This window comes from Novipirellula aureliae (assembly GCF_007860185.1).
In the GTDB taxonomy this organism is placed as follows: Bacteria; Planctomycetota; Planctomycetia; order Pirellulales; family Pirellulaceae; genus Novipirellula_A; species Novipirellula_A aureliae.
Genome location: NZ_SJPY01000006.1, coordinates 212,110 through 235,815, shown reverse-complemented (window position 1 = coordinate 235,815; position 23,706 = coordinate 212,110). Strand labels below are relative to the sequence as shown.

Annotated in this window: 13 protein-coding genes and 1 pseudogene; 10 read left to right on the top strand and 4 right to left on the bottom strand. The window is 52.9% G+C overall.

Features of this window, described 5'->3' with window-relative positions; all coding sequences use genetic code 11:
* The first annotated feature begins 211 nt into the window (after positions 1-211).
* The 3 genes from Q31b_RS18650 to Q31b_RS18640 all read left to right on the top strand — a co-directional run bounded on the left by Q31b_RS18650 (position 212) and on the right by Q31b_RS18640 (position 5,080).
* The gene (locus Q31b_RS18650; RefSeq protein WP_197171798.1) at positions 212-1,696 is read left to right on the top strand and encodes an alpha-L-fucosidase; all 1,485 of its coding nucleotides are present in this window, start codon (positions 212-214) and stop codon (positions 1,694-1,696) included.
* 45 nt (positions 1,697-1,741) lie between these two features.
* The gene (locus tag Q31b_RS18645; RefSeq protein WP_146601164.1) at positions 1,742-3,109 is read left to right on the top strand and encodes a sulfatase family protein; all 1,368 of its coding nucleotides are present in this window, start codon (positions 1,742-1,744) and stop codon (positions 3,107-3,109) included.
* Between the two features lie 576 nt (positions 3,110-3,685).
* Positions 3,686-5,080, top strand: coding sequence for a glycoside hydrolase family 28 protein (locus Q31b_RS18640; protein WP_146601163.1), 1,395 nt, complete (start codon positions 3,686-3,688; stop codon positions 5,078-5,080).
* Between the two features lie 443 nt (positions 5,081-5,523).
* Here the strand turns inward: Q31b_RS18640 and Q31b_RS18635 are convergent, their stop codons facing one another.
* The 3 genes and pseudogenes from Q31b_RS18635 to Q31b_RS29685 form a co-directional block, all read right to left on the bottom strand.
* Positions 5,524-5,937: a BlaI/MecI/CopY family transcriptional regulator gene (locus Q31b_RS18635; protein ID WP_146601162.1), complete on the bottom strand. Its 414-nt coding sequence runs from the start codon at positions 5,935-5,937 to the stop codon at positions 5,524-5,526.
* Between the two features lie 21 nt (positions 5,938-5,958).
* Positions 5,959-6,411, bottom strand: coding sequence for a hypothetical protein (locus Q31b_RS18630; protein WP_146601161.1), 453 nt, complete (start codon positions 6,409-6,411; stop codon positions 5,959-5,961).
* Between the two features lie 64 nt (positions 6,412-6,475).
* Positions 6,476-6,883 (bottom strand): annotated as a pseudogene (locus tag Q31b_RS29685) (sulfatase-like hydrolase/transferase).
* Between the two features lie 856 nt (positions 6,884-7,739).
* On the opposite strand from Q31b_RS29685, the gene Q31b_RS18615 reads away from it, so the two are divergent.
* From Q31b_RS18615 to Q31b_RS18585, 7 genes are all read left to right on the top strand, one after another.
* Positions 7,740-9,689: a trypsin-like peptidase domain-containing protein gene (locus tag Q31b_RS18615; RefSeq protein WP_146601159.1), complete on the top strand. Its 1,950-nt coding sequence runs from the start codon at positions 7,740-7,742 to the stop codon at positions 9,687-9,689.
* A 149-nt stretch (positions 9,690-9,838) separates the two neighbouring features.
* Positions 9,839-11,320, top strand: a complete 1,482-nt coding sequence (locus Q31b_RS18610) for an arylsulfatase (protein ID WP_146601158.1) — start codon at positions 9,839-9,841, stop codon at positions 11,318-11,320.
* Between the two features lie 281 nt (positions 11,321-11,601).
* Positions 11,602-12,963, top strand: coding sequence for a Gfo/Idh/MocA family oxidoreductase (locus Q31b_RS18605; RefSeq protein WP_146601157.1), 1,362 nt, complete (start codon positions 11,602-11,604; stop codon positions 12,961-12,963).
* 663 nt (positions 12,964-13,626) lie between these two features.
* Positions 13,627-15,204 carry a sulfatase family protein gene (locus Q31b_RS18600; protein ID WP_146601156.1) on the top strand — a complete coding sequence of 526 codons (1,578 nt, stop codon included), beginning with the start codon at positions 13,627-13,629 and terminating at the stop codon, positions 15,202-15,204.
* A 376-nt stretch (positions 15,205-15,580) separates the two neighbouring features.
* The gene (locus Q31b_RS18595) at positions 15,581-17,209 is read left to right on the top strand and encodes a glycoside hydrolase family 172 protein (protein ID WP_231617686.1); all 1,629 of its coding nucleotides are present in this window, start codon (positions 15,581-15,583) and stop codon (positions 17,207-17,209) included.
* Positions 17,210-17,313: 104 nt separating this feature from the next.
* Positions 17,314-18,813, top strand: coding sequence for a sulfatase-like hydrolase/transferase (locus Q31b_RS18590; RefSeq protein WP_146601155.1), 1,500 nt, complete (start codon positions 17,314-17,316; stop codon positions 18,811-18,813).
* Positions 18,814-19,115: 302 nt separating this feature from the next.
* Complete coding sequence (locus Q31b_RS18585; protein WP_146601154.1) at positions 19,116-21,959, top strand: discoidin domain-containing protein; 2,844 nt, start codon at positions 19,116-19,118, stop codon at positions 21,957-21,959.
* Between the two features lie 322 nt (positions 21,960-22,281).
* On the opposite strand, the gene Q31b_RS18580 is transcribed toward Q31b_RS18585, so the two are convergent.
* A complete protein-coding gene (locus Q31b_RS18580) occupies positions 22,282-23,604 on the bottom strand; it encodes a hypothetical protein (protein WP_146601153.1) in 1,323 nt (440 codons plus the stop codon).
* Between the last annotated feature and the right edge of the window lie 102 nt (positions 23,605-23,706).

Sequence of the window (23,706 nt, the reverse complement as noted above, 5' to 3'; positions counted from 1 at the left end):
ATGTCCTTTCTAGGCTGTCGTACGGTGTGTTTTCAGCAGGTTTGTCCGAACGGATGGTTACGAAACAAGTTAGGACGGATGCTTTAATTCCGGTGAATCATCCGGGCTAAGCCGTTTCCAAACGGTCTCGAATGATTGACCACGTGACGAAGGGTTTTTTTCGTGGACCTGTGTTTTCGAAATAGAAATGAACAAGCTCAAAGTAGGACTCATGAAAAACAAACAAAGTAGACTTGTCGTGTGTATCGTGTTGCTATTGTCGGCATCGTTTGTCGTTGGGAACGCGGAAGCTCAGCGGAGAAATACGGAAGTTCAACGGGGCCCTTTTGAGGTCAAACCGATGGATGTTACCGTCCTCTGGGCGCGTGAAGCTGAACTGCACGGAAATCTCAAGTTTTCAAACAATGGGCAAACTCAGGGAGAAAAACCCTATTACTGGGTTCAGAATTGGAACAGCCTCGATGATTCCTTCGCATGGGAGGTAAACGTTCTAGAAGAAGCTGATTACAAGGTGGCCATTCATTACTCTTGCATCGGTAAGGATGGTTCGCAGTACGAGATTGTTGCGGGCGATAGCAAGATCACCGGTACCGTGGTCCAGACAAAAAGCTGGCACTATCCAGCGAGGAATGCAGTCATTTCCAGTTTTGTCGAAGTTGAGCTCGAAGGGACGCTGCACTTACCCAAGGGACTTAGCACCATTGAGCTTCGTGCCACCAAGAAGCCGGAGTCGGGCGAGGTGATGTGTTTGTATACGTTGGAACTGACTCCTCCTGCTGCAGAGAAAATTATTGCGGACGCCAAGAAGAGGGCGGATGAAATGCGTGCCAGCACCGACTGGTTTGTTGATGCCAAGTATGGTTTAACGTTCCATTGGACGGCAAAAACCCAGCCAAAGAGCGGGCCCGCAAAGTCCTACCCCGACGCGGTAAAGGATTTCGATGTTAACGCGTTCGCCGAGATGGTAGAGGACGCCGGAGCCGGCTACGTCATCTTCACCTCCAGTCACGACCCTCACTTTTTCCCCGCGCCCATCCAAGCGATTGAGAAGGTGCTGCCAGGAAACACGACCGAACGTGACCTCATTGGCGACTTGGCAGATGCGCTAAATGAACGCGGTATCAAGTTCATCATGTACTACACCGGTTGCAGGACGAGACCCTTTGCGGCGGTCCCGGGTTGGAACAACGATGACAAGACTGAAAACTATAAAATCTTTGCCGATATCTTCACGGAAATTGGTCTGCGCTATGGCGATAAAATTGCCGGTTACTGGTTCGACATGGTTCCCTACAATGTCTCCCACCACTTTGAAACTCTGTTCAAGGCTGCCAAAGCTGGAAACCCGGAGCGTATCATTACTTGGAATGGATGGATCCAACGCAAGCCTACCGATTTCCAAGAGTATTGGTCTGGCGAGGTTGTTGACATCCCGGTTTACCCTTTCGAAACCCTGGATGAGAACTATCAGCCACATGTCTGGATCATTATCGATGACACATGGGTTCACGACAAGCCGAACACCGATATTGGACCGCTAAAGTTTACAGACGAGGAACTGATCGAGTACGTCAAGACATGCGACGAAAAGGATATTGTGGTTTCAATGAATGTAAGTATTTATCAGGATGGAACCATTTCTCCAGCAGCCACCAAGCAGCTTCGCGCTCTCAAAGAAGCGATCCGAGGAAAGTAACCACTCAATCATTTGAATTCACTAGAAATTTAACGAAGCGAAATCATGCGTCATCTGACCTTTGTATTGTTGTTATGTTCATTCTTTAGCTGTCACTCTGTCTATCATCAGACGGCTTCCGCAGCGCAACCCAATATTATCTTCGTTTTTGGCGACGACTGGGGCTACGGCGATTTGGGTTGCTATGGCAATACCGAGGTGGCGACGCCAAACATCAATAAGCTCGCCGCCGAGGGCACACTCTATACACAGTTTCATGTTACCAGTGGTGTCTGCTCACCCAGCCGGACATCGGTGATCACCGGACATTTTCCAGCTCGCCATCGGGTGCACGGGCATTTTGCCGGCAATAGTGTGAATGCCAGAAGAGGCATGCCCAACTGGTTGGACGAAAACCTGGACGTTTATTTACCGCGTATGATGCAGAAAGCTGGCTACAAAACAGGCCACTTCGGGAAGTGGCATCTCGGCGGTGGCGGACTGCCCAACGGCGATCTCTCGGCCCCCGAGCCTACAGCCTACGGCTATGATGAGGCTCGGGTTTGGAACGGCAATGGTCCGACCTGGAATGGCGACCAGCTCTGGCCTACCACCCGCTATATGGACAGTGACAAACTTTGGTGTGAGAGTTCCAGCCGAATTGCCGTTGATGCCACCATTGATTTCTTGAAACGGCATAAAGACAGTGCCCCCATGTTTGTCAATCTCTGGCTCAAGGATCCCCATACACCCCTTTGGCCAAATGAGCAACAGCGTGACCCCTACAAAGGCATGGATCCGGATAAGGAAACCTACTACGCTGTCTTAACGGATTCGGACGATCACATCGGCCGTCTGATGGATGCCATCAAGGAGATGGGCTTGGATGAGAACACCCTGGTGATCTTCAGTAGCGATAATGGGCCCGCGGGCTACGGCCCATCCAAGACGGCTGGTTCGACGGCCGGTCTAAAGGGGCGCAAGGTCGACATCTTTCAAGGCGGCGTGAACGTGCCCTTTATCGTACGCTGGCCCGGTAAGGTCACCGCTGGCAAGACCGATAGCCAAAGTGTGATGTCGACCGTCGATCTGCTGCCGACCTTCTGCGAATTGGCAGGCCAGGAATTGCCGAAAGATTATCAGCCCGACGGTGAGAGTATTGCCTCGATCTTTAGCAACACACCTCTTAAACGCACCAAGCCCTTGTTCTGGGAATGGCGTTTTGCGAACGACCGCAAGCCAAACGGTTGGGTCAGTGCCGCCGTTCGCGATGGCGACTGGAAATTACTGGCCAATAGGAATCGCGACCGCGTGGAACTCTATAACATTACGCAAGACCGTTTTGAAAGCAACGATTTAGCCGACAAGAATCCTGAAAAGGTGAAAGCCCTACTGGCGATGTGGGATGCGTGGAAGAGCCAATTACCCCAATAACTCCAATTGGATTGAGTCCCACCGTAAGCATCGCAGCGAAAACCACCACTCCGGGAAAGCCACCTATCGTCAGGCCAAGGGTAATGACCTGCCCGTCACAGTCACGGGACAAAAAAACGACACAATTTCCCCTCGGGTTATTGAGACCCAAAAGTGAGACCCAAAAGCACGAAGTGACGGTCAAAATGAATGGCTTAGGTGTCGTCTAGACGGATGCGACGAGTCAACATAAATCTTACACCAACAAATAAGAAAGGTCGCAGCATAATGAGTTTATTGAAATGGCCCTTTGGTCTCGTCTTACTTGCAGTGGTAGAGGTAACCGTACCATCAATAAAGGGACCAAGGCCTGCGTGGGACCGGCGAATCCGACGCTGGATCTGGATGTACAGTTTATCACAAAAGGTCCAAGGTATACGCTCGGGGCCAATGAAAGTCTCAATAGGGGGTGAATGAGTGCATGCCTGTTCGGCTGATGAATTTCTCGAGAACTCGACGGATGGTTTAATCCACCATCGTTCAAATCGAAAGTACCGAATCCTACTTAAACCCTTCCCCTTTTTACCCTGCAGCACCATGACTGATCTTACTGTACGGTTTTCCGCCGTTTTATTGTCCGCAAGTATCGTGGTTCCAAATTTGTTGTGCTCCGCTTCCGCGGAAGAAATATCCACTCGAATCGTAAATGCCTCGAACTTTGGAGCGCAGGCGGACGGCCGAACCCTGAACACCAAAGAGTTTCAAGCGGCAATCGATGCGACTCCGGCGGGAGGAGTCTTACAGATTGACAGCGGACAATACATCGTTGGAACCCTAAAGCTGAAAAGCGATTTCGAATTACGGCTGATGGCGGGAGCCGAATTGCTAGGGAGCGCGTCGATTGCTGATTACGCGAGAGACATCGTGGGAGCGGTCGAAGCTCCGGCCTTCGACGAGTGCCTGATTTATGCAAAGGACGCAAATAATCTGAAGATCACCGGTGAAGGTGTCATCAACGGTCGTGGAACTCGAGAGAGCTTTCCGGTCAACATTGATGGCAAACTCGCCGATCGTCCGATGCTGATCCGTTTCGTCGATTGCAGCAATGTGACCTTCACAGGAATTACGCTCCGGGATGCGGCCTCGTGGTGTACTCATATGGTGAATTGCGACAACCTGATCTTCAAAAACGTAACCCTCGATTCCCGGGTGAACACAAACAATGACGGATTCGATCTTGATGGGTGTAAGAACGTTTTGTTCGAAGATTGCAAGATCCATTCGGGAGACGACGGCATCTGCCCAAAAAGCACCACCGGCAGAATTTTCGAAAATATGGTGGTGCGAAATTGTCGTATCACAAGTCACACTTCCGCATTCAAGTGCGGTACGTCTTCGGCCGGTGGATTTAGAAATATCTCCATTACCGACTGCGATTTTTCGGACACACGTATGGGGGCCATTAAGTTAATGATTGTTGATGGTGGCGTTCTCGAAGGCATCCGTATTTCAAATATCTTGATGAATAATGTGGAAGGTCCTCTATTCATTCGGCTCGGAAGCCGGGGTCGCCAATACACTGCACCCACCGAGCAAGTCTATGCGACGGATGTGAAATCGGAAGGGGCGCCAGTCGGTGTGGTTCGTGATATCCACATAAGTGATATTCGAGCTACCATCGTGAGCGATAAGCCAGAACGCTGTGGGATCATGATCTCAGGAGTTCCAGGCCATTTCGTTGAAGGGGTGACGCTTGAGAATATTCAGATCTCCTACCCGGGAGGAGGAACGGAGGACCAGGCGAACCGCGTCGTGCCCGAGCATGAAGCTCGTTATCCGGAAGCGTTCTTTTTCGGCACGCTTCCCGCTTGGGGCGCCTATGTGCGTCACGCTAGAAACATCAAATTCAAAAATGTGAGTATGGATGTGCGTTCTCCTGATGCGCGTGAAGACATCGTGCTGGTCGATGTCGAAGACTTCGTACAGCATTAGAAATATCTGAAAACACCTAATACATTTATAATGGGATTTTGGGACGTGTAACCTCCTTCCGTCGAGCTTCTCTCGGCGGAGGAAACAAGCAGTGGCTACAAACCGCACGCCCGAAAGGAATTCGCCCCACCCCCAAGAATCTCCCGGGGCGATTCGTGGGGGTGGGGCGAGCGTGGGATTTTGCGTTCGTGGTAGCTGCCACTTGTTGCTCCGCCCGGACAGGCCGGACGGAAGCAGGAAAAACACCCGCTGTGAAACTCACTCCGTTTTCCTTAAGCCCACTCCATGCGACGCTGACTCGGTTGTGGACGGGGGATGGTTGCAATGTGACGAAACACCATCGCGATCCCCAGTGACGCTGACGCTAACAGTGTTGCATGGATTTATAATATTCAGCGTCCATAGCGACGCTTGGTAAGGTATCCAAAGAGCAGTAACGATATTTATGATTTGGCTCCTTTACTTCTCCGCGACGTTATTGAATCCGCAGTATCAATCATCTCGCGAATTCGCTCCGCCTCCTCCGGTGTTAAGCCGCGATACTCCATCAGCGCCGTCACCATTTCTTCGGGCGATCCGGCAAACAAACGATCGACCCTTTGAGCGACTTTGGCTCCGAGCGAAGCGGCACGCGGGCGGTTTGCGGAATACCAGAACGTGCGTTCCTCCTCATGATGGTTCAGCCAACCGCGTTCTTCCAAACGAACCATCATCGCTTGGACCGTATTGCGAGCCATTTCACGATGCTTGGCAAGTTCATCACGCACCTCGGTGACAGTGACTTCTTCACCGTCCCAAACAACTTCCATGATATCCCGCTGTGCCTCGGTTAAAGGCGTCGAGTCTGCTGTTACCATTACATTTTCTTGGGGCTACCATCAAACACCTACACCACGTAGGCAAGAATGCCGACTCACGGTAGGCCAGTCAAGGGGCATCCAGAATACGCCAGCCTGCTCGATCCGTGAGCGGCCTTCGTCGAGAAGTGTCTTTGTAGTGGCTTGCTTCTGCTTCGTCTTCTCTTGGTACGTAGGATTCGTCGCTGGCATGGTAGCGATGGCCTCCGCGAACATGCGGTACACGACTTTTGGTTCGCTGGTCAGTTCCGACTCAGGAATCGGACTTTGTTCCTCGCGGTCTACTTGGACGTCGTAGAACAGGCCGTTGCCATGCAGTTTGTCGTTCTGATTTTGAACCCAGATGAGCTCTTTTGCGCCAAGCTCATCGGGAATCCAACTCCAGGATTTCAGCCAATCGTATTGATAGATCCAATCGCCTGGTGTTCCTTTTTCGCCACAACATTGAGGCCAGAAGCATCGGGTAGTGAGCAAAAAATGGACCTTCCTTGTTATTCTTCACAAATTCAAGGATCGACTGCACGCAAAGGTCAGGTCCTTATTCATCTTCTCCAAAAACAACGTGCTTACCATTCACATTGAACTCGGGCTTCCAATACCGGCTGCCACGCGCCAATTCGGTGTTCCAGAGAAACCATGAGTCGAAACCGGATGCCTCCGGCGGCGTGCCGCCTTTTGCATCAAGTTGCCATTTGCCAGCGCAATGTGTTGCGTAGCCGGCCTGCCGAAGCATCTGAGCAAAATTCACTTCCGTTCACGCCATTTTGCCGAATCCCATGTAGTTGCGAATTCCGCTCCGACCGGTCATCAGCTCCACGCGGCTTGGTGTGCTCTTAGGGGTTGAATAGGCATGTTCAAAAGTGATTCCTTCCCGGGCCAACTGGTCCAATCTTGGCGTCCAAGATTCTCGAGGCCCATAAGCACCGAAGTTGTTGTCAAATGCAATATCATCGGCATGAATCGGACAACGTTCGGCCGAGCGTCAGCGGCGAAAAGTGAAACGGCGGTTATTGCCTGACCAAGAATGACCAAGAGCAGGAACAGTGCATTTTTCATAGTTGCGGTTGGTTGGTAAATGAATTGCTGCTCCGATTCTTTCACGCGAGTGGGTGTTTTCGTTGGCCCAGACCTAAGTATGGTAAACTATCGATTTCTGAATGGTATCGTCTAAACGAATGATAGCGGGGGTGGAATTTTTAGCCGTATGCTATTATAGTGTGCCAATATCAGTGCATTGCCCCCCTCCCACCCTCCTAACCGTTTAGAATTTCCGCGATGCGAGACGTTGACTGTCAACGCCTCGAAGGATATCGGTCAAGATTCGCTGTCACACTGGAGACCTCGCCGATCAGTTTGGCCGCAATTTGAAAAAGCAGGAATCCTCATTTTGAACCTTCCCAATAGAAGTAATGCAGTCACCAGAAATATTCTGATGCCAATCAGCTGCGTCGTACTTATGTGTACAGCCAGCTCATGTCGTAAGAGGGTTGATGAACCGAGTCTTGCTGGCGATGAGATCCAATCCTCTGAACGAACGGCATCGGTCTGGGATTCTGTCTTTCCGGATGGTTTAGTGGACGAAGACGGCGTGGATGTTCCTAGGGAACATCTAGAAGGCAAGGTTGTCGGGTTATATTTCTCAGCTTCATCGGTAGTCGGTGGACAAATGAGGGAAGATAAAGGGTATTGAGTTGTGTTGTAAAGCGTTCGAGATGCATTGAGAATGCGTCCTACTTTCGGGGTGACGAGGCTGCCACTTGGATGCCGCCCACGTCCGCCAACTTCCTACAAAGGTTTCTACGATGCAAATATTCCGAAACGTCTGGGTCTTATTTCTGGGCCTGTCGATTATTGTCACGAGCCAGACCACGGCTCGCTGCGACGACTTCGACTTTGAGTCGTTGCAGAGTGACATTCTGAAAACGATTGACCAAGTTCGTCCCGCAGTGGTCCGTATATCGGGTGGTTCCGCATTCAGTGGTGTGATTGTGAGTGCGGATGGGCACGTGCTCTCGGCCGCCCATGCGATTACACCTGGAAAGAGGTATCAGATCACCCTCCCCGACGGAAGACGGTTTCGTGGAGTCGGCAAGGGGACCAACTCAAAAGCGGACTGCGCATTGGTAAAGATTCTTGATCCCGGCGATGACTTGCCCTACGCCCCGATGGGTGACTCGTCTTCACTCGTGCCGAACCAACCGTGTGTGGGTCTGAGCTATCCCGGCGGGCAGAGGGCCGGCAGTGAACCGGTGGTCCGCTTTGGGCGTTTCATTAGCATCAGTCGCAGCCGCGGAATGCTGCAAACATCCGTCCTCATGGAGCCCGGCGATTCCGGTGGTCCCGTGTTCGACTTGAACGGTTGCGTGATTGGAATCCGTTCACGCATCGGTCGCTCGATGGATCAGAACTATGAAGTGCCTGTCGACGTCTATCGCGAATTTTGGAGTGAACTCAATCGCGAAAAATCCTTTATCAGGTCTGGATCCGACGCGCTAGAACAGGGGGTTCGCTATGCTGCCGTCCGTCAGAGAAGGGGGAATGGCGAGGGCAATGGTTTGGCCATTCTCAGCGTTTCCGATGGCAGTTTGGCATCCAAGGCCGGCTTGAATCGTAACGATATTATCCTTCGGGTTTACGGTCGTCGGCTGCAATCGATGTCGGATCTTCGCGAGGCCCTGGAGGAGGCGTGGGACGATGGCGTTGAATCAATCAAGGTGCAAGTGAAACGGTCGAACGAGAGTCTCGATTTGGAGATCGACTTCGGCGAAGCGAGTGAGGTCGCTCCCAAGGTGGCTCTCCCCGAAAACGACCGCCCCGCTGTCCCTGCACCGCAAGGCTTCCGGGAATTGAATGGGTTGGCCGGTCAACTGGCTGATCTGGAGTCCAAGTTGGACGATGCATGCATCACCATCACAAGTGAATTTGGAGAGGATGAGTCGCGGACGATCACCGGGACCCGTATTCGAGGAACACGCTGGGTGGTCAGCAAGGATTCTGTCGTCGGGCAGAACCCGACAGCCGAAGTCGACGGTGATTCGTTCCCGCTGAACATCGTTGAGCGGGACACCGAAAACGACTTGGTACTGCTGGAAGCCCCCGATGTCCAATCCGTCGGCATTGATTTAGATGCCGTTATATCGGAGACTTTCGTAGGGACCTTCTTGTTGACTCCCGACGATGATGGCGCGGGGTTGGTCAGCGTTGTCGGCAGTTCCACATTTCGTTCACAAAAGGAGAGCCGACGCGCTGTTCTTGGCGTCGTTCCCTCGACCTATGAAGATAACCAGGGCGCCCACCTCGATGAAGTGAACGACGACGGGGCCGCCAAGCGGGCTGGACTATTGGTCGGCGACGTGGTTACGAAGATGGATGATACGATCATACGAACGCAAAACGATATGCGAAGGTTTCTTTCGCAAGTGGGACCCGATGCTGTCGTCATGACGACGCTGCGCCGTGACGATGAGGAACTGACGAAGCGGGTCAAGCTGGAGTCGAATTCTTCAAGGGCAAGCCATGTCGCCGACAGGATGGACAAGAGCAGTCGACGCGTTGGGTTTCGCGAAGTGTTTCCGCACGATGCCGACCTCAAGCCCAGCGATTGCGGCGGCCCGTTGTTTGACCTAACCGGGGAATTCGTCGGCCTGAACATCGCTCGGTACAGCCGTGTGCGAAGTTTCGCACTGCCCGCGTCGGAACTAAAGGAGTTCGTTCAGCAAGCAGCGTCGAAGGCATCTTCGACAAATGAATGAATTCGACAAATGAATCGTTATCATGCGGTTGGCCTGGACGCGAGCCAGAAAATAACGATTGACGTAATGCTGCAGGAATGATTGTGGCATCAAAACCATTAGACTACGAGAACCATTAGACTACGAGAAACTGGAACAAGAGCTAAGGCATGAGATCAAGAATCTTAAACGCGTTTGTCTGGGGGGTTGTGGCCCTATTACCGATCAGCGTGGATGCATCCGATTTGGCAGGCAGTCGCCCCAATATCATTCTCGTCCTCACCGACGATCAAGGAATGGGGGACCTTTCCTGTATGGGGAACCCGATCCTGAAGACGCCTCATATCGACAGCTTCTACCAAAAGGCAACGCGGTTCACGGACTTCCAAGTGAGCCCGACCTGTGCGCCGACCCGTTCGGGACTAATGAGTGGACGGGCACCGTTCAAAAATGGGGTGTCACACACCATCTTTCAGCGGGAACGCATGTCCTTGGAAACCTTTACGATTGCGCAAGCCTTGCAAAGTGCCGGGTACACAACAGGGCTCTTTGGCAAATGGCATCTGGGGGACGGAGAGGACTATCTGCCCCAAAACCGCGGGTTTGATGAAGTGTTGATGCATGGTGCCGGTGGAATCGGGCAGGAAAAGTATGGTGATTTTCCAGCAAACAGCAAGAATACCTACTTTGATAGTGTGTTGCTTCACAACGACACGATCGTGAAGACCAAAGGATTTTGCACGGATTTGTTTTTTCGTGCGGCATTGGCATGGATTAATCAACAGCGTCAATCGAACCAACCCTACTTTGCGTACGTTGCCCTCAATGCTCCGCATTCACCCTATATCGCACCCGAGAAATACAAGAAACGATTTTTGGATGAGGGCTACGATGACAAGACAGCTGGTCGTTACGGCATGATCGAGAATATTGACGACAACTTTGGCATGTTCGTAGCGAAACTCGAATCCTGGAACGAACTGGACAATACGCTGCTCATCTTTATGACTGACAATGGAATGGCGAATGGGTTTACCATTAGACAAAATGGAAAACGTATCACACCTTTTAACGCTGGCCTAAACGGCGTGAAGAATTCGCCGCACGAAGGGGGAACGCATGTCCCCGCGTTTTGGTACTGGAAGGACGTCTTGGGTGAAGGCGTTGACATCGATGCGCTCGTCGCTCACCTCGACCTCTACAAAACCTTTACGGAACTTGCCGGCGCACAGCTTCCCGAAAAGATGCAGGAGTTGGATGGACGGTCCCTAATGCCTCTTCTCGAAGACCCCAAGTCGGAGTGGCCTGACCGCGAGTTGTTCATTCATTCCGGCCGCTGGGCGGCGGGGCGAATGGATGGATCCAAGTTCAAGAATAGTGCGGTACGTACGGAACAATGGCGTTTTGTAAATAACCGAGAACTGTATGACATCACCGCTGACCCAGGGGAACGGAATGAGGTTTCTGCTTCACACCCCGAAGTGATCGAACGTCTGCGGAAATCCTACGACCAATGGTGGGCGTCGGTACAGCCACTGTTGGTCAACGAAGGTTTGCCTACCGTGGCCCCCCAAGATCAACCTTTGGCGATCCGCTACGACAAACAGCTGAATGATACGGGGATTCCTCTGTGGGAACCTGCTACCGAATAATCAAAACGAAAATGCAATGGAATGAAAATACCCTGCTTAGTGAGGAGTCAACATGAGAACTTAGTGAGGAGTCAACATGAGAATAGACCGCTGAATTTCCTCGTCCCAATCGTGCAGTGATCGAATGGATGTTACACCACCGCCACGGACGTTGGATTTTCGCGTGCGAGTGCCATAAAGAATGGTCGGTTCAGGCATCTGGGACGCGTCGCGAAGCAGGTGCCAGCATCTGAATACAATTTTTCCGAAACCTTGTAAACCAAAAATCTGAAAATCGAGTCATGAGAAACGCAATACCAAAAGCAAGTCGTCGTTCATTCCTAAAGACTGCCGCGGCAACCTCCGCAGCTATCGGCACGTTCCACACTCATACAGCGAAAGGGCAGGAGTCTAATGACAAATTGAATTTCGCGATCATCGGCTGTGGCGGCCGCGGGGCTAGTATCGGCAACGAAGCCGTGAAAACGGGATTGGCAAATGTCGTAGCCCTCTGCGATGTCAACCCTGCTCAAACCGAACGGTTCAAAAAACAACATCCTGACGCCAAGGTTTATACCGATTTCCGGAAGATGTTCGATGAAATGGGCGAAGAGATCGACGCCTGCACGGCGGGAACGCCCGATCACACCCATTTCCCCATCGCGATGCGGGCGATCTCCGAAGGGGTTGCCATTTATGTCGAAAAACCGCTCGCACACACCTTCGAAGAGTGCGAATTGCTGATCGCTGCAGAGAAGAAGCACAACGGCATCTGCCAGATGGGAAATCAGGGGCACTCCTCTTCGCAGCGAATGCAGTTTAAGACCTGGGTCGATCAGGGGATCATCAAAAATGTCCGTCGAGTCGACGCCTGCATGAACCTGTCTCGCCGTTGGCACCCATGGGGCAACGTAACGGGATTCCCCGAAGCGGAACCGATGCCTGCGGGCTTGAACTGGGAGGTCTGGACGGGGACAGCCCCCATGCATAATTACAGCAAACGTCTAGACGGAGGCAATTGGCGAGGTTGGTACGACTACGGAAATGGTGCTTTCGGTGACTGGGGACCTCACACGCTCGATTCCATTCATCGATACCTGGATTTGGGACTTCCCTACGAGGTTCGCGCCGACAAACTCGAAGGCAAAAACGACTTTATCTATCCGATGGCGACAACCATCGCATTCGAATTTGCCGAACGTGGTCCAGGCATGCCGGCGATGTCGATCAACTGGTATGACGGTATCGACAACCGACCACCGCGGCCAGATGAACTGGGAGAAAAGCAAGACCTACCGAAGTGTGGCAAGGTGATTTACAGCGACGATGCGATTTTCCTGGGCGGCACCCACAGCGCGAAATTGAGCGTTCTGTCGGGTGACGATGTCAAAGAAAACCTGCCGGAAATCCCCTCCAGCGATACCCACCAGAACCACACGATGAACTTCATGCTCGCAGCAATGGGCAAGGAAGAATGCAACTCGAAGTTCGCCGTGTCTGGGCCTCTCACACAAGTCTTCATGCTCGGCTGCATCGCACAGCGACTTGGTGGTACCCTCAAATTCGATGCTGAGAAGAGGGAGATCACCAACAACGAACAGGCCAATCAACTTCTAAAGGGACATGCTCCTAGACCGGGTTGGGAAGAATACTACACCCTGTAGGGACGTCAAAAATAGGCTCTTCCGAATCATCCGTGGGTGACAAAATAACCTCGGCAAACCAGACGCTTCCCGGTTTACGTCACCGCCGGTTGCTGCCAAAGATCTGAAAAGACTGGATTTTCGCACTCGTGCTCGTGCTCGTGCTCGTACTCGTACTCGTGCTCGTGCTCAGCCTTTGGTCGTACTCGTATTCGAGGGTTCTTGGGCGTCCGAGTCCGAGTACCCTTTCATTGAGAACGAGTACAATTTTTTTACGAGTGCTTCGTCCAGATTGATAATCCGGGCTATCCGGCATTTGCTTCACGCGCACAGCAAGAGCCTGAACCCGTTTTGAAAGACAGTTGTTCTCTTTCCAGGAATAGCTCATGCTGGTTTTTCGGTGCATGTTATGGAACGGTTCGAAAAGCCCGAATGTCATTGTGATATTGGCGGAATACCTCGATTGTGCCGATGCTGGCTGCTATCGTTGTAGGGATCCCTGCGCTGCATCTCGATAAGCTGACTTCCTCACAAGACGCATTTCGTCGAGGTGTCGAAAAAACGATAGAGAAGATCATGAAGGAAGCAGCGCCAGTCATTTTGCAAAACACGGAAGCTACATGCGTCCCTTTGGTTTCAAGAACAGAAAATTGAAGTGAAGGCAGAAAGAAATAGAAACAAATCATGAAAAAGCAAACGGTCCTTTCCATTGTCGTTCTCTGTCTATTCCTGGTGTCGGGCCGGTTGGCTAAGGCTGGTGAATCGTCATCTCCCAATGTGGTTCTCATTTACGCCGATGATCTCGGTTACGGCGACCTCGGCTGTTACGGCGCCACAAAATTACAAACACCCAACATTGACAAGCTCGCCAGACAAGGACGCCGTTTTACTGATGTCCACACGGCCTCGGCGGTGTGTACGCCGTCGCGTTACGGCTTGTTGACGGGACAGTATCCGTCTCGTGCCATGAACGGAAAAGGCATTTGGGGGCCAGCCCCCATTCCATCGCCTCTGCTCATCGATCCGGAAACACACACGATTGCTGATGTGTTTAAAAGCAGCGGCTATGAAACGGCGGCTATCGGAAAATGGCATTTGGGTTTTGGTAATGGGAAAAACGATTGGCAGGAGCCGTTGCGTCCTGGTCCGTTGGATCTCGGATTTGACTACTACTTTGGCGTGCCGGTTGTAAACAGCGCTCCGCCTTACGTCTTCGTGGAGAATGATCGAATCGTTGGTGGGGACCCCGACGACCCGTTGGTTTACCTTGGCAACAATAGTAAGGGGGCCACGCCGATCACACCCATTCCGCCCGAAGCCGCGCAGCGCACTCCCAATCGATTTAGCGGGGCGGTGGAAGCTCACAAAATGCACAACGATTATGAAGTCGGAACCAAACTCTCCGAGAAGGCTGTCGAGTGGATCGAGGGGCGAGGGAAGGAGCCATTTTTCTTGTATTTGGCGACAACCAATGTGCATCACCCCTTCACGCCTGCCAAGCGTTTTCAGGGGACCAGTGAGTGTGGAGTTTATGGCGACTTCGTACATGAACTCGATTGGATCGTGGGCGAGGTGATGCAAAGTCTCGAAGCCAAAGGATTCGCTGACAATACGCTGTTGATCTTTACCAGCGACAACGGTGGCATGTTCAATCTAGGCGGACGCCGTGCCGCGGCGATGGGGCACAAGATCAATGGTGAGCTTCTCGGTTCGAAATTTGGTATCTGGGAAGGCGGTCACCGTGTACCGTTCATTGCCCGCTGGCCCGGAAAGATTGAAGCGGGCAGCGAGTCGAACCAGTTGCTGAGTATGGTTGATTTGCGGGCAACGTTCGCAGCATTGACGGGCCAGGAACTCGGAGCGGAAGCGCGAAAGGACAGTATTAACATGCTACCCGCATTGATCGGAGATCCTGACGGTCCACTGCGTACCGAATTGATTATCTCCCCTCATAAACCGTCTCATCTGAGTTTGCGAAAGGGGAAGTGGATGTACATTCCGGCGAGAAGCGATGGGGGATTTACCGGCTCAAAGCCCAGCCAACATGCCTGGGGTGGAGCAGCGGTTGCCAAGCTCGTCAACACTCCCAACAGCGATATTGAGGATGGTAAAATCAAAAAGGAGGCACCGCCCGCACAGCTTTACGACTTGGAAAACGACGTCAATCAAACGCAGAACGTTTATCGCGAAAATCCAGAAGTGGTGGATGAAATGAACTCGCTGCTACAGAGTTACAAGCAGGCGGTTGGCAAGACCGATTAGCCGTTCAGAAATCGGTCTTCGAAACGTTGCCATCGAACGGCAGAGAACGGCAGAGCACTTGAATGGTCGCCCGACGTTGTTCTAGATTGGGCATCGCCGGTTCCTTTTTTGGCTCTCCACGGTCTGAGTAGGAACCGGTTAGAAGACAAGAAGAATCAGTGGCTGGCGTCGGCAGCAGTCCAGGAAGCTCACGCGGTTTGACCTCGTCGCCGCGCCTTATATATTCCCACGTTAGACTGATTCGCAAGGTGTGGACTTAGAAACAATCCTCAGGGTGTCAACCGTTTGGTGGACATGAGGACAAGTTGCGGCTGACTATCATGGAACTTTAGGCAATCCCACTCTATTACCCGGTAAGATCGTGTTCAAAACGACGATGAAAACAACAAGTCAAATCGCTATTATTTTTATAGTTGCAGCGATACCAGCCTACGCATCCGGTCAGGTGACCGTGAATTCGTTGCTGTTGGAAATGGTCGATCGCGATGCGGTGGCCCGCTTTCCGGAAAACAATTTCCGTCTAAAGCAACACAGCAGCTACAACCGAGCCTCCAAAACGCCGGACGAACCGGTGGGTTGGTTTACGAATCACGATTACAACCGTAGCGAAAAAGACAAGAACTTCATCCGCATCGATGAAAAGGATGGCAAGAAAGAATGGGTGCTGATGGATCACACCGGTCCCGGCGCGATCGTACGAAGTTGGATGCCTTGGCTCAAGGACACCGAACCCGGTACCGATATTACCATGCGGATTTATCTGGACGGGTCCGACGAACCCGCGCTCGAAGGAAACATGCTCAGCATGTTTGATGGCACCGGGGTCATCCCCTATCCGCTTGCTCATTCTTCGTTGCGTTCGGCGGTTAGCTTCTTCCCCATTCCGTACGCCAAAAGCTGCAAGGTGACCACCGATGCGATGCCATTCTTTTTTCAGTTCACGTTTCGAGAATACGATGAAGGAACGCCAGTCGAGACCTTTACGATGAAGGACTTTGACGCGTCTGCGGCATTGATCAAGGAAACCGGCGAGGCTCTTTTGAACCCCAGGGCATCGGCGGCAGAGAACCCGATGACGTTCAATACAACGTTAGCAGATCAACAGGAACAAACAATCGATCTGCCAACGGGCGTAGCCGCCGTCCGGGAACTCTCGGTCAAACTCGGCAACTACGAGAATCCCGATGTCACTCGGCAAGTGATTCTAAAGATGGAATTTGATGGCAAGGAAACCGTGTGGTGCCCGATCGGAGATTTCTTCGGATCTGGTTTTGGTTTCAATCCAGTACAGGGCTGGTACCGCACGGTGGCTGAAGACGGCACGATGAGCTGTCGCTGGGTGATGCCGTATCAAACCGGCGGCAAGGTTTCACTTGTCAACCTGAGCGGTTCGAGCGTCGATGCAGAACTGAACGTGAAGACAGGCGATTGGACGTGGGACGACCGTTCGATGTACTTTCATGCAGCGTGGCGCGGACAGTATCCCGTGCCTACCCAGCCGCGATCCGACTGGAACTACGTGACGCTCAAGGGACGCGGCGTCTACGTTGGCGACACATTGACCATCATGAACCCGGCAACCCGTTGGTGGGGCGAAGGCGATGAACGCATTTGGGTGGATGGCGAAGACTTCCCGTCGATCTTTGGGACCGGAACCGAAGACTACTACGCCTACTCATGGGGCGGACGGAGTACGGACTTTTACGAACATCCGTTTCATGCTCAGCCGTTTAGCAGCAAGTACAACAAACTCAACCGAAAGCCAGCCACTGACACAAAAAAGAATAGTCAGGGCTTTAGCGTCGAAACGCGTAGCCGAGCGCTGGATACCATGCCCTTTGGCCGTTCACTGCAACTCGACATGGAAGTCTGGTCTGGCACGGACTGCGACATGGGTTATCAGGTGGGGACTTATTGGTACGGTTTCAAGGAAACGTTATCCAATCGCCAGCCGGAACCGAAAGAGGTCCTCAACGTCCCGCCGCTACCGGATAGGGTCCATTAGACTCAGGCCGCCTGAAAGACAGGCCGCCTGAAAGACAGACCGCCTGAAAGAAACGAGCAGTCGATCCCAAACCGCATACGGGAACTCACGCGAGCGTCGCAATCATGAATGATTTCAGCCCAAACCTGAGAAATACGCTGCTGTTTGTTTTACTGGTTGTGTGGTGGAGCCCCACGGAAGCTGCCGAAGGCCGTCCCAATATCATCGTGATCATGGCGGACGATCTTGGTTATACCGATGTCGGCTGTTACGGATGCAAAGATATCCGCACTCCAAATATCGACCAGCTTGCTGCCGATGGCGTCCGTTTTTCTTCGGCCTATGTGACGTGGAATATGTGCGGTCCGTCGCGAGCTGGATTCTTGACCGGCCGCGTTCAATCGACCTTTGGCTACTACCGCAATGTCGACAATCCGTACGATCCGGCACAGGGACTGCCGAAGATTCCGACCATTGCCAGCCTGCTTCAAAAGCAAGGCTACGTGACCGGCGGAGTCGGCAAGTGGCACATGGGCACCGCGGATCATCAACATCCCAACGCCATGGGATTCGATGACTGGTTTGGTTTTCTCGGTGGCGGCCGGATGTACTATCCACTGGATCACCCATCGTATCAAGGCCGGTTCACTCCGCTCAAACGCCCCCTGCATCACAAGTACGTCCAGCACACGATGCCAGTGATCCACAACAACAAAGTGGTCACGTGGGAACAGTACCTCACGCGTGAACTGACGGATGCCGGGGTCGCGTTTCTGGAACGCAACCACAACGAGCCGTTCTTTCTATTCCTGTCTTACAACGCACCGCATTTGGATTTGGAAGCTCCCCAGGAGACCATCGCAAAGTACCCCGAAGACAAGATGACGAAGATTCCCGGTGTCACGGCCAAGTCGCGTTCGATCTACGCTGCGATGGTTGACGAGATGGATCAGGGAATCGGAAAGCTATTGGCCAAAGTCGACGCCCTTGGTTTGGAAGACAACACCGTGGTCTGGTTCCTTAGCGATAATGGAGGCATGAGAAAGACCAGTGACAATCGCCCACTGCGTGGCAACAAAGGCAACAGCTATGAAGGCGGGTTGCGCGTCCCGATGATTGTGAAGTGGCCCGGTGAAGCACCTGCGGGCAAAGTGCTCGTTGCGCCCGTCACCTCATTGGACATTGGTGCAACATCACTGGTCATGGCAGGTGGCGACCCAAAAACGTCGGGGCTGCACGGCAAAGACATTCGCCCTTATATCAGTGGCCAAAGCGATCAAACTCCGCACAACGTGCTGTTCTGGCATACGGGGCGTTACAAGGAACCGTCGGGAGTAATGCGTGAGGGAGACTACAAGTTGCTGTACAGCGGCAACAAGACGGAGCTGTACAACCTGAAGGACGACCTCTCGGAAACCACGAACTTGGCCGCTTCCGAACCGGAGCGTGTCAAGACAATGCTCGCTCGCTGGAAGCAGTGGGCTTCGGATTCGCAACCGGAGCTGTGGGGAAATTCAGGCAAAGTGATCCAATATGCCAACTATGAATGGCTCAAGGGTAGCCCCCACTACGAGGAAACGAAGAACGGAATGAGTAGGTCGAAGGCCGTGAACGATTACGATTGATTTTTAGTAGCTCCGAAACTCTTGGGGACGTTCGATTTATAACTTGCGGGTGTTTGCATTTTCCAAGTTTCGTGGTGGACGAGGTTACGAGTCCCCTTATCCAATCAAGTTTCGTGGTGGACGACGGCATCTTTCACAAGTCTGAAAACGCTGGTTATCAATCGATCGCTCCGACGCGTACCGCTACGAACAATCAAAGCCTCGCAGGCGGGGTTTGCTAGGAGACGGTTTTACGGGATAATGATATCTTGTGCCGTGCCGATACGGCGAATTTGCCTACCCGTACTGAGATCTCTGCTTCCATGACGAAATCCAAAGTTCTGCTGAGAAATTCGATTGTTTTAATCGCGTCTTTCTCGACGTGTGTTCTGCTAGCTCCATCGACGACCGCGAAAGAAATTTTCGTTAGCCCTGTGGGAAGCGACCAAAACAGTGGGGCGATGGATGCGCCTTTAGCCAGTATCGCCTCGGCTCAGGCCAAGGTTCGGGCGTTCAAGCAGGCTAATCCCGATGAGGCGGTCACGGTTTATCTACGCGGCGGAAAATACTATTTGACGCAGCCCGTGGTCTTTCAGCCCGCGGATAGTGGCACGGCGGCAGGACCGGTCGCTTACAAGGCATATGAAAACGAGCTGCCGCAGGTGCTCGGCGGGGTGAAGCTGGACGGTCTGAAGTGGGAAAAGTTTAGCGACAACGTTTTCAAGACCAAGGTGCCCGAGGGCATGGTGTTTGAAACGCTCTTCATTGACGGGCAGCAACAAATCCTTGCCCGGTACCCGAACTACACCGAAGACGCACCGGCATTCAACGGTGTCGCAGCGGATTGTTTGTCGAAGGAACGCGTCGCGACATGGAAAGACCCGACCTACGGCTACTTCCATGCGATGCACCCCGCACGCTGGGGCGGCATCCACTTTCAAATCACCGGAAAGAAAAACAATGGTGAAGTCACGATGGTTGGCGGCACCCAGAACAACCGAGGCAGTGGGCAGCATAAGGAGCACCGTTACGTCGAAAATATCTTTGAAGAACTCGACGATGTGCACGAGTGGTACCTCAATCGAAACACGTCAGAACTTTACTTTTACCCCGCGCCGGGCGTCGATTTGGATAGTGCCGAGGTCGAGGTCGCGGCGCTCGAACAGTTGTTTGTATTCAAAGGCACCGAAGAGACTCCGGTTCAGCACATTTCGATCGAAGGCCTAACGCTCAAGCGAACGATCCGCACCTTCATGAAAACGGATGTGCGGTTGCTGCGGAGCGACTGGACCATTTATCGGGGCGGGGTGGTCCACTTTGAAGGCACCGAGCACTGTGCGCTCAAAGACAGCGTGCTCTGCGACCTCGGCGGCAACGCCGTGTTCTTTAATCTGTACAACAAAGAATGTACCGTCGAAGGCTGCCACATCTATAACGTCGGGGCGAGCGGCGTCTGCTTTGTCGGCGATATCGCTACCGCCCGTGAAGAAAACTACAACATTGGCGAAGCCCCCCCCTTGGACAAAATGGACTTCCAACGTGGCCCAGCAAACAACCGCTATCCACAACACTGCCGGGTCGACAATAACTTGATCGACCACATCGGCACGGTCGAGAAGCAGACCGCAGGGGTCCATATCAGCCTTGCGGCTTACATCACCGTCAGCCGCAATAGTATCTATGATGTGCCGCGTGCGGGCATCAACATCAGCGAAGGCAAGTGGGGCGGCCATGTCCTGGAATACAATGATGTTTTCTTGACGGTCCAGGAAACCCACGATCACGGGGCATTCAATAGTTGGGGCCGCGACCGGTATTACACCAAGACCCGTGGCGAAGCGGGCAACCGCGTGGCCACGCATGGTTACGATTTGGTGAAGCTTGATATGCTCGAGAAGAACGTGATCCGCAATAACCGCTGGCGCTGCGACCACGGGTGGGACATCGACCTCGATGACGGTTCCGCATGGTACGAGGTCTACAACAATGTCTGCCTCAGTGGCGGCATCAAACTGCGCGACGGCATGCTGCGCACGACCTACAACAATGTGATGATCAACAACTCGATGAATCTGCACGTCTGGCTCAAAAACAGCGGCGATGTGGTCACGAGCAACATTTGCACCAACGGCTACTATCCCATCGGGATGCGCAATTGGGGCAAGGAGATCGACAGAAATCTGTTCTTCCAAAAAGAGTCACTCGATAAAGCCCGATCGCAATACGGTACCGATGAGAACAGTGTTTACGGTGACCCGGGTTTTGCCGACCCAGCCAACGGCGACTACACAGTGACCAACGCCAAATTGGCCGAGGCGATCGGATGGAAGAACTTTCCGATGGACCAGTTCGGCGTGCAAAAGCCGTCACTCAAGGCGATCGCCAAGACCCCCGAGTTCCCCAAAATCGAACTGGCGCCCGACGAAGTGATCACTGGCACCGAGTACATGGGCGGAGTGATCAAGAATATCCAAAACGACAATGAGAAGTCCGCGGCAGGCTTGCCCGATTACAAAGGCGCCAAGATCGAGCGAGGCCTGACCAAAGGGCTCTTCTCGGTCGTCAAGTTGCAAGACGATGACGTTGTGCTCAAAATGGACGACGAGCCGATCAACAACATCGACGACTTTACGTCCCGAATCGCTAGCGGCAAACGCTACCAAACGATCAGCGTGTGGCGATACCAGAAATTGATTGTCATGGATCTGCCGGACCCGAGCACGATCCCGCTTTCGCTACCCAAAGAAAATTGGAAGGTCGTTTCGTTCGACAGTGAGGCAGACGGTTACGAGGCCAAACGTGCGATCGATGGTAACCCGCAGTCGTTTTGGCACACCCAATTCGAGCCAACTGAACCGCCGTTCCCGCACGAGTTGGTTGTCGACATGGGCGCCGAATCGGTGCTGTACACCCTGGAGTATCTTGCTCGGCAAGGTTCGTCCCACCCGCGGATCAAGGACTTTGAGCTGTTCGTATCGACCGACGGCAAGACCTGGAACGAGCCCGTACTGAAGGGCAGGTTCCAAGACAGCGAAGACCTGCAGAGCTTCCCGATCGACAAGCCGCAAGCGCGATACTTCAAGCTGGTGGGCCTATCGGGATACACCCGAAACGCCGCAGCGGTGGGAGAGATTTCGTTTTTCGGAACGGGCGGTCGCGACAAGTAGCGGATGGGCCGCTTTGGCCGCTAGCCACCGTTCTCGTTGAGCAAACCGCGTCTCATCTAGAGTAACGCGGTCCCGCATGATGTGCATGAAAATTCATGTCAGCCAAAGTTGCTTGCCCAAACCGAAATTAGCCCGGAGCTACACGCACAGTACACCCGAATCGAAAGCACCCCTGACCTGAAGCGATCCCTCCTAAACTCAGGATCTCGCAGCGGCCAGGAAAGCAGACGGGAAAAATGATTGTCATTGGTCACAGAAAAGCAGATTTTCTCATCCATGACCAATGAGGCAGCCGTGTAAACGGATTACCGACATCGAGCGACTACTTCGTAACGGCAACACCAGGGGTTCGGGAATGCGCGTGCTGCGGGAAGTCGAAGGTCAACACGAGCGATTCCGTTCCCGTGTTCTCGATTTCCACACCGCCATTGGCAAGTGCGGCCTGAGTGATGAATCCGATCTCGGGATAGATCTCGCCGAGAACCATATTCTGGTGATATCGCACTTCGAGCTTTCCAACACGGCCGCTTCCACCATTCGTGTGGAACAGCGTGGGACTCTCTGGGCAGAAATTCATCTTGCCGCCAGGCTCCACGGTGAGACGGAGAATGGAGCACTTCTGGTCGCCGAGGAAATCACCGTAGACGATCCACTTTGCGTCGACGCCGTCGCCTGAAAATTCTTCGGCGGTGATTGCCGGACGCGAATTCTTGAGGACGAATTCTGGGTCCTGATTCGCTTCGAAGTCGAACTTTTCGACCAGGTATTCCCAGTCTTCGTGCCTGTCCTTCGGGTAGTCCTCTTCCCTGCAAGCGTAAAACGCATCCGCTGCTCCGATGCGCCCGTCAAGCGTGAGGTCCTCGGCCAAGAAGTGTTCATCCATTGTGACATGCAGTTCGTGTGTGCAAAGGTCCGTCGGCGAATGCAGCACACCATTCGGCATTACGAAGCCGTTATCAAGTTGCATCATCACGTGCGGCGACAAATGCCGAACCCCGTTATACTCGCCCTGGCCGAAACGCTTCATGCAGGCAAGAAACTGGTCCTTCGTCACGAACGGGTACAACCCCATTGCCGTGGTGTGATAATGCGACGCACTGACTCCAGGATTGTCGAACGAATTGATGTCATAGACTTCCCACTTTGACCAGTGAAGATGGTGCGGGATCGGATTCAGATTATCGAACTTCTTTGACACAATCGGCCAAGTTGGCTCACCGAACAGCGATTTCGAAAAGGCCGTTATCTTCTCACCCATGACGGCTTCTGGATTGGCGATGATCAAATCCTGCAGCGAGATGACTTGCCCATTCGGAGTGAGGACGTGCGATTCACCTTCGCGAAACGGTGCCTTCTTCGTGCGTGTATCAACGACACCCGTCACGATGGGAACCGTGCAGCACATCCAGACTTCATCCAGCCCCGTACCGTTCATGTAGTCCGGATAGTAGGATTGCTCATCAAGGCGAAGGCGTTTCCCTGGCGTACAAAATGTTCTGCCGGCGTAACGGTGCAATAGTTGCAAAACCCCGTCGTGATGGTGAAGGCAGTCATCAAGGATCGAAGCCGATCCTCCGCCAGTTCCGTCGATGACATCTTGTTTTGGGTACTCGTGCAATTTGTCTGCGAGAATGGTAGAAGCCATGAGTGATACACCTCAATGAGTTTGAAGAAGTAGGTCGGTTCCTAGGAACGTTCTGGAGTGATAACGGGAATTTTTCATTTGCTGCAACACAACAAGACGGGT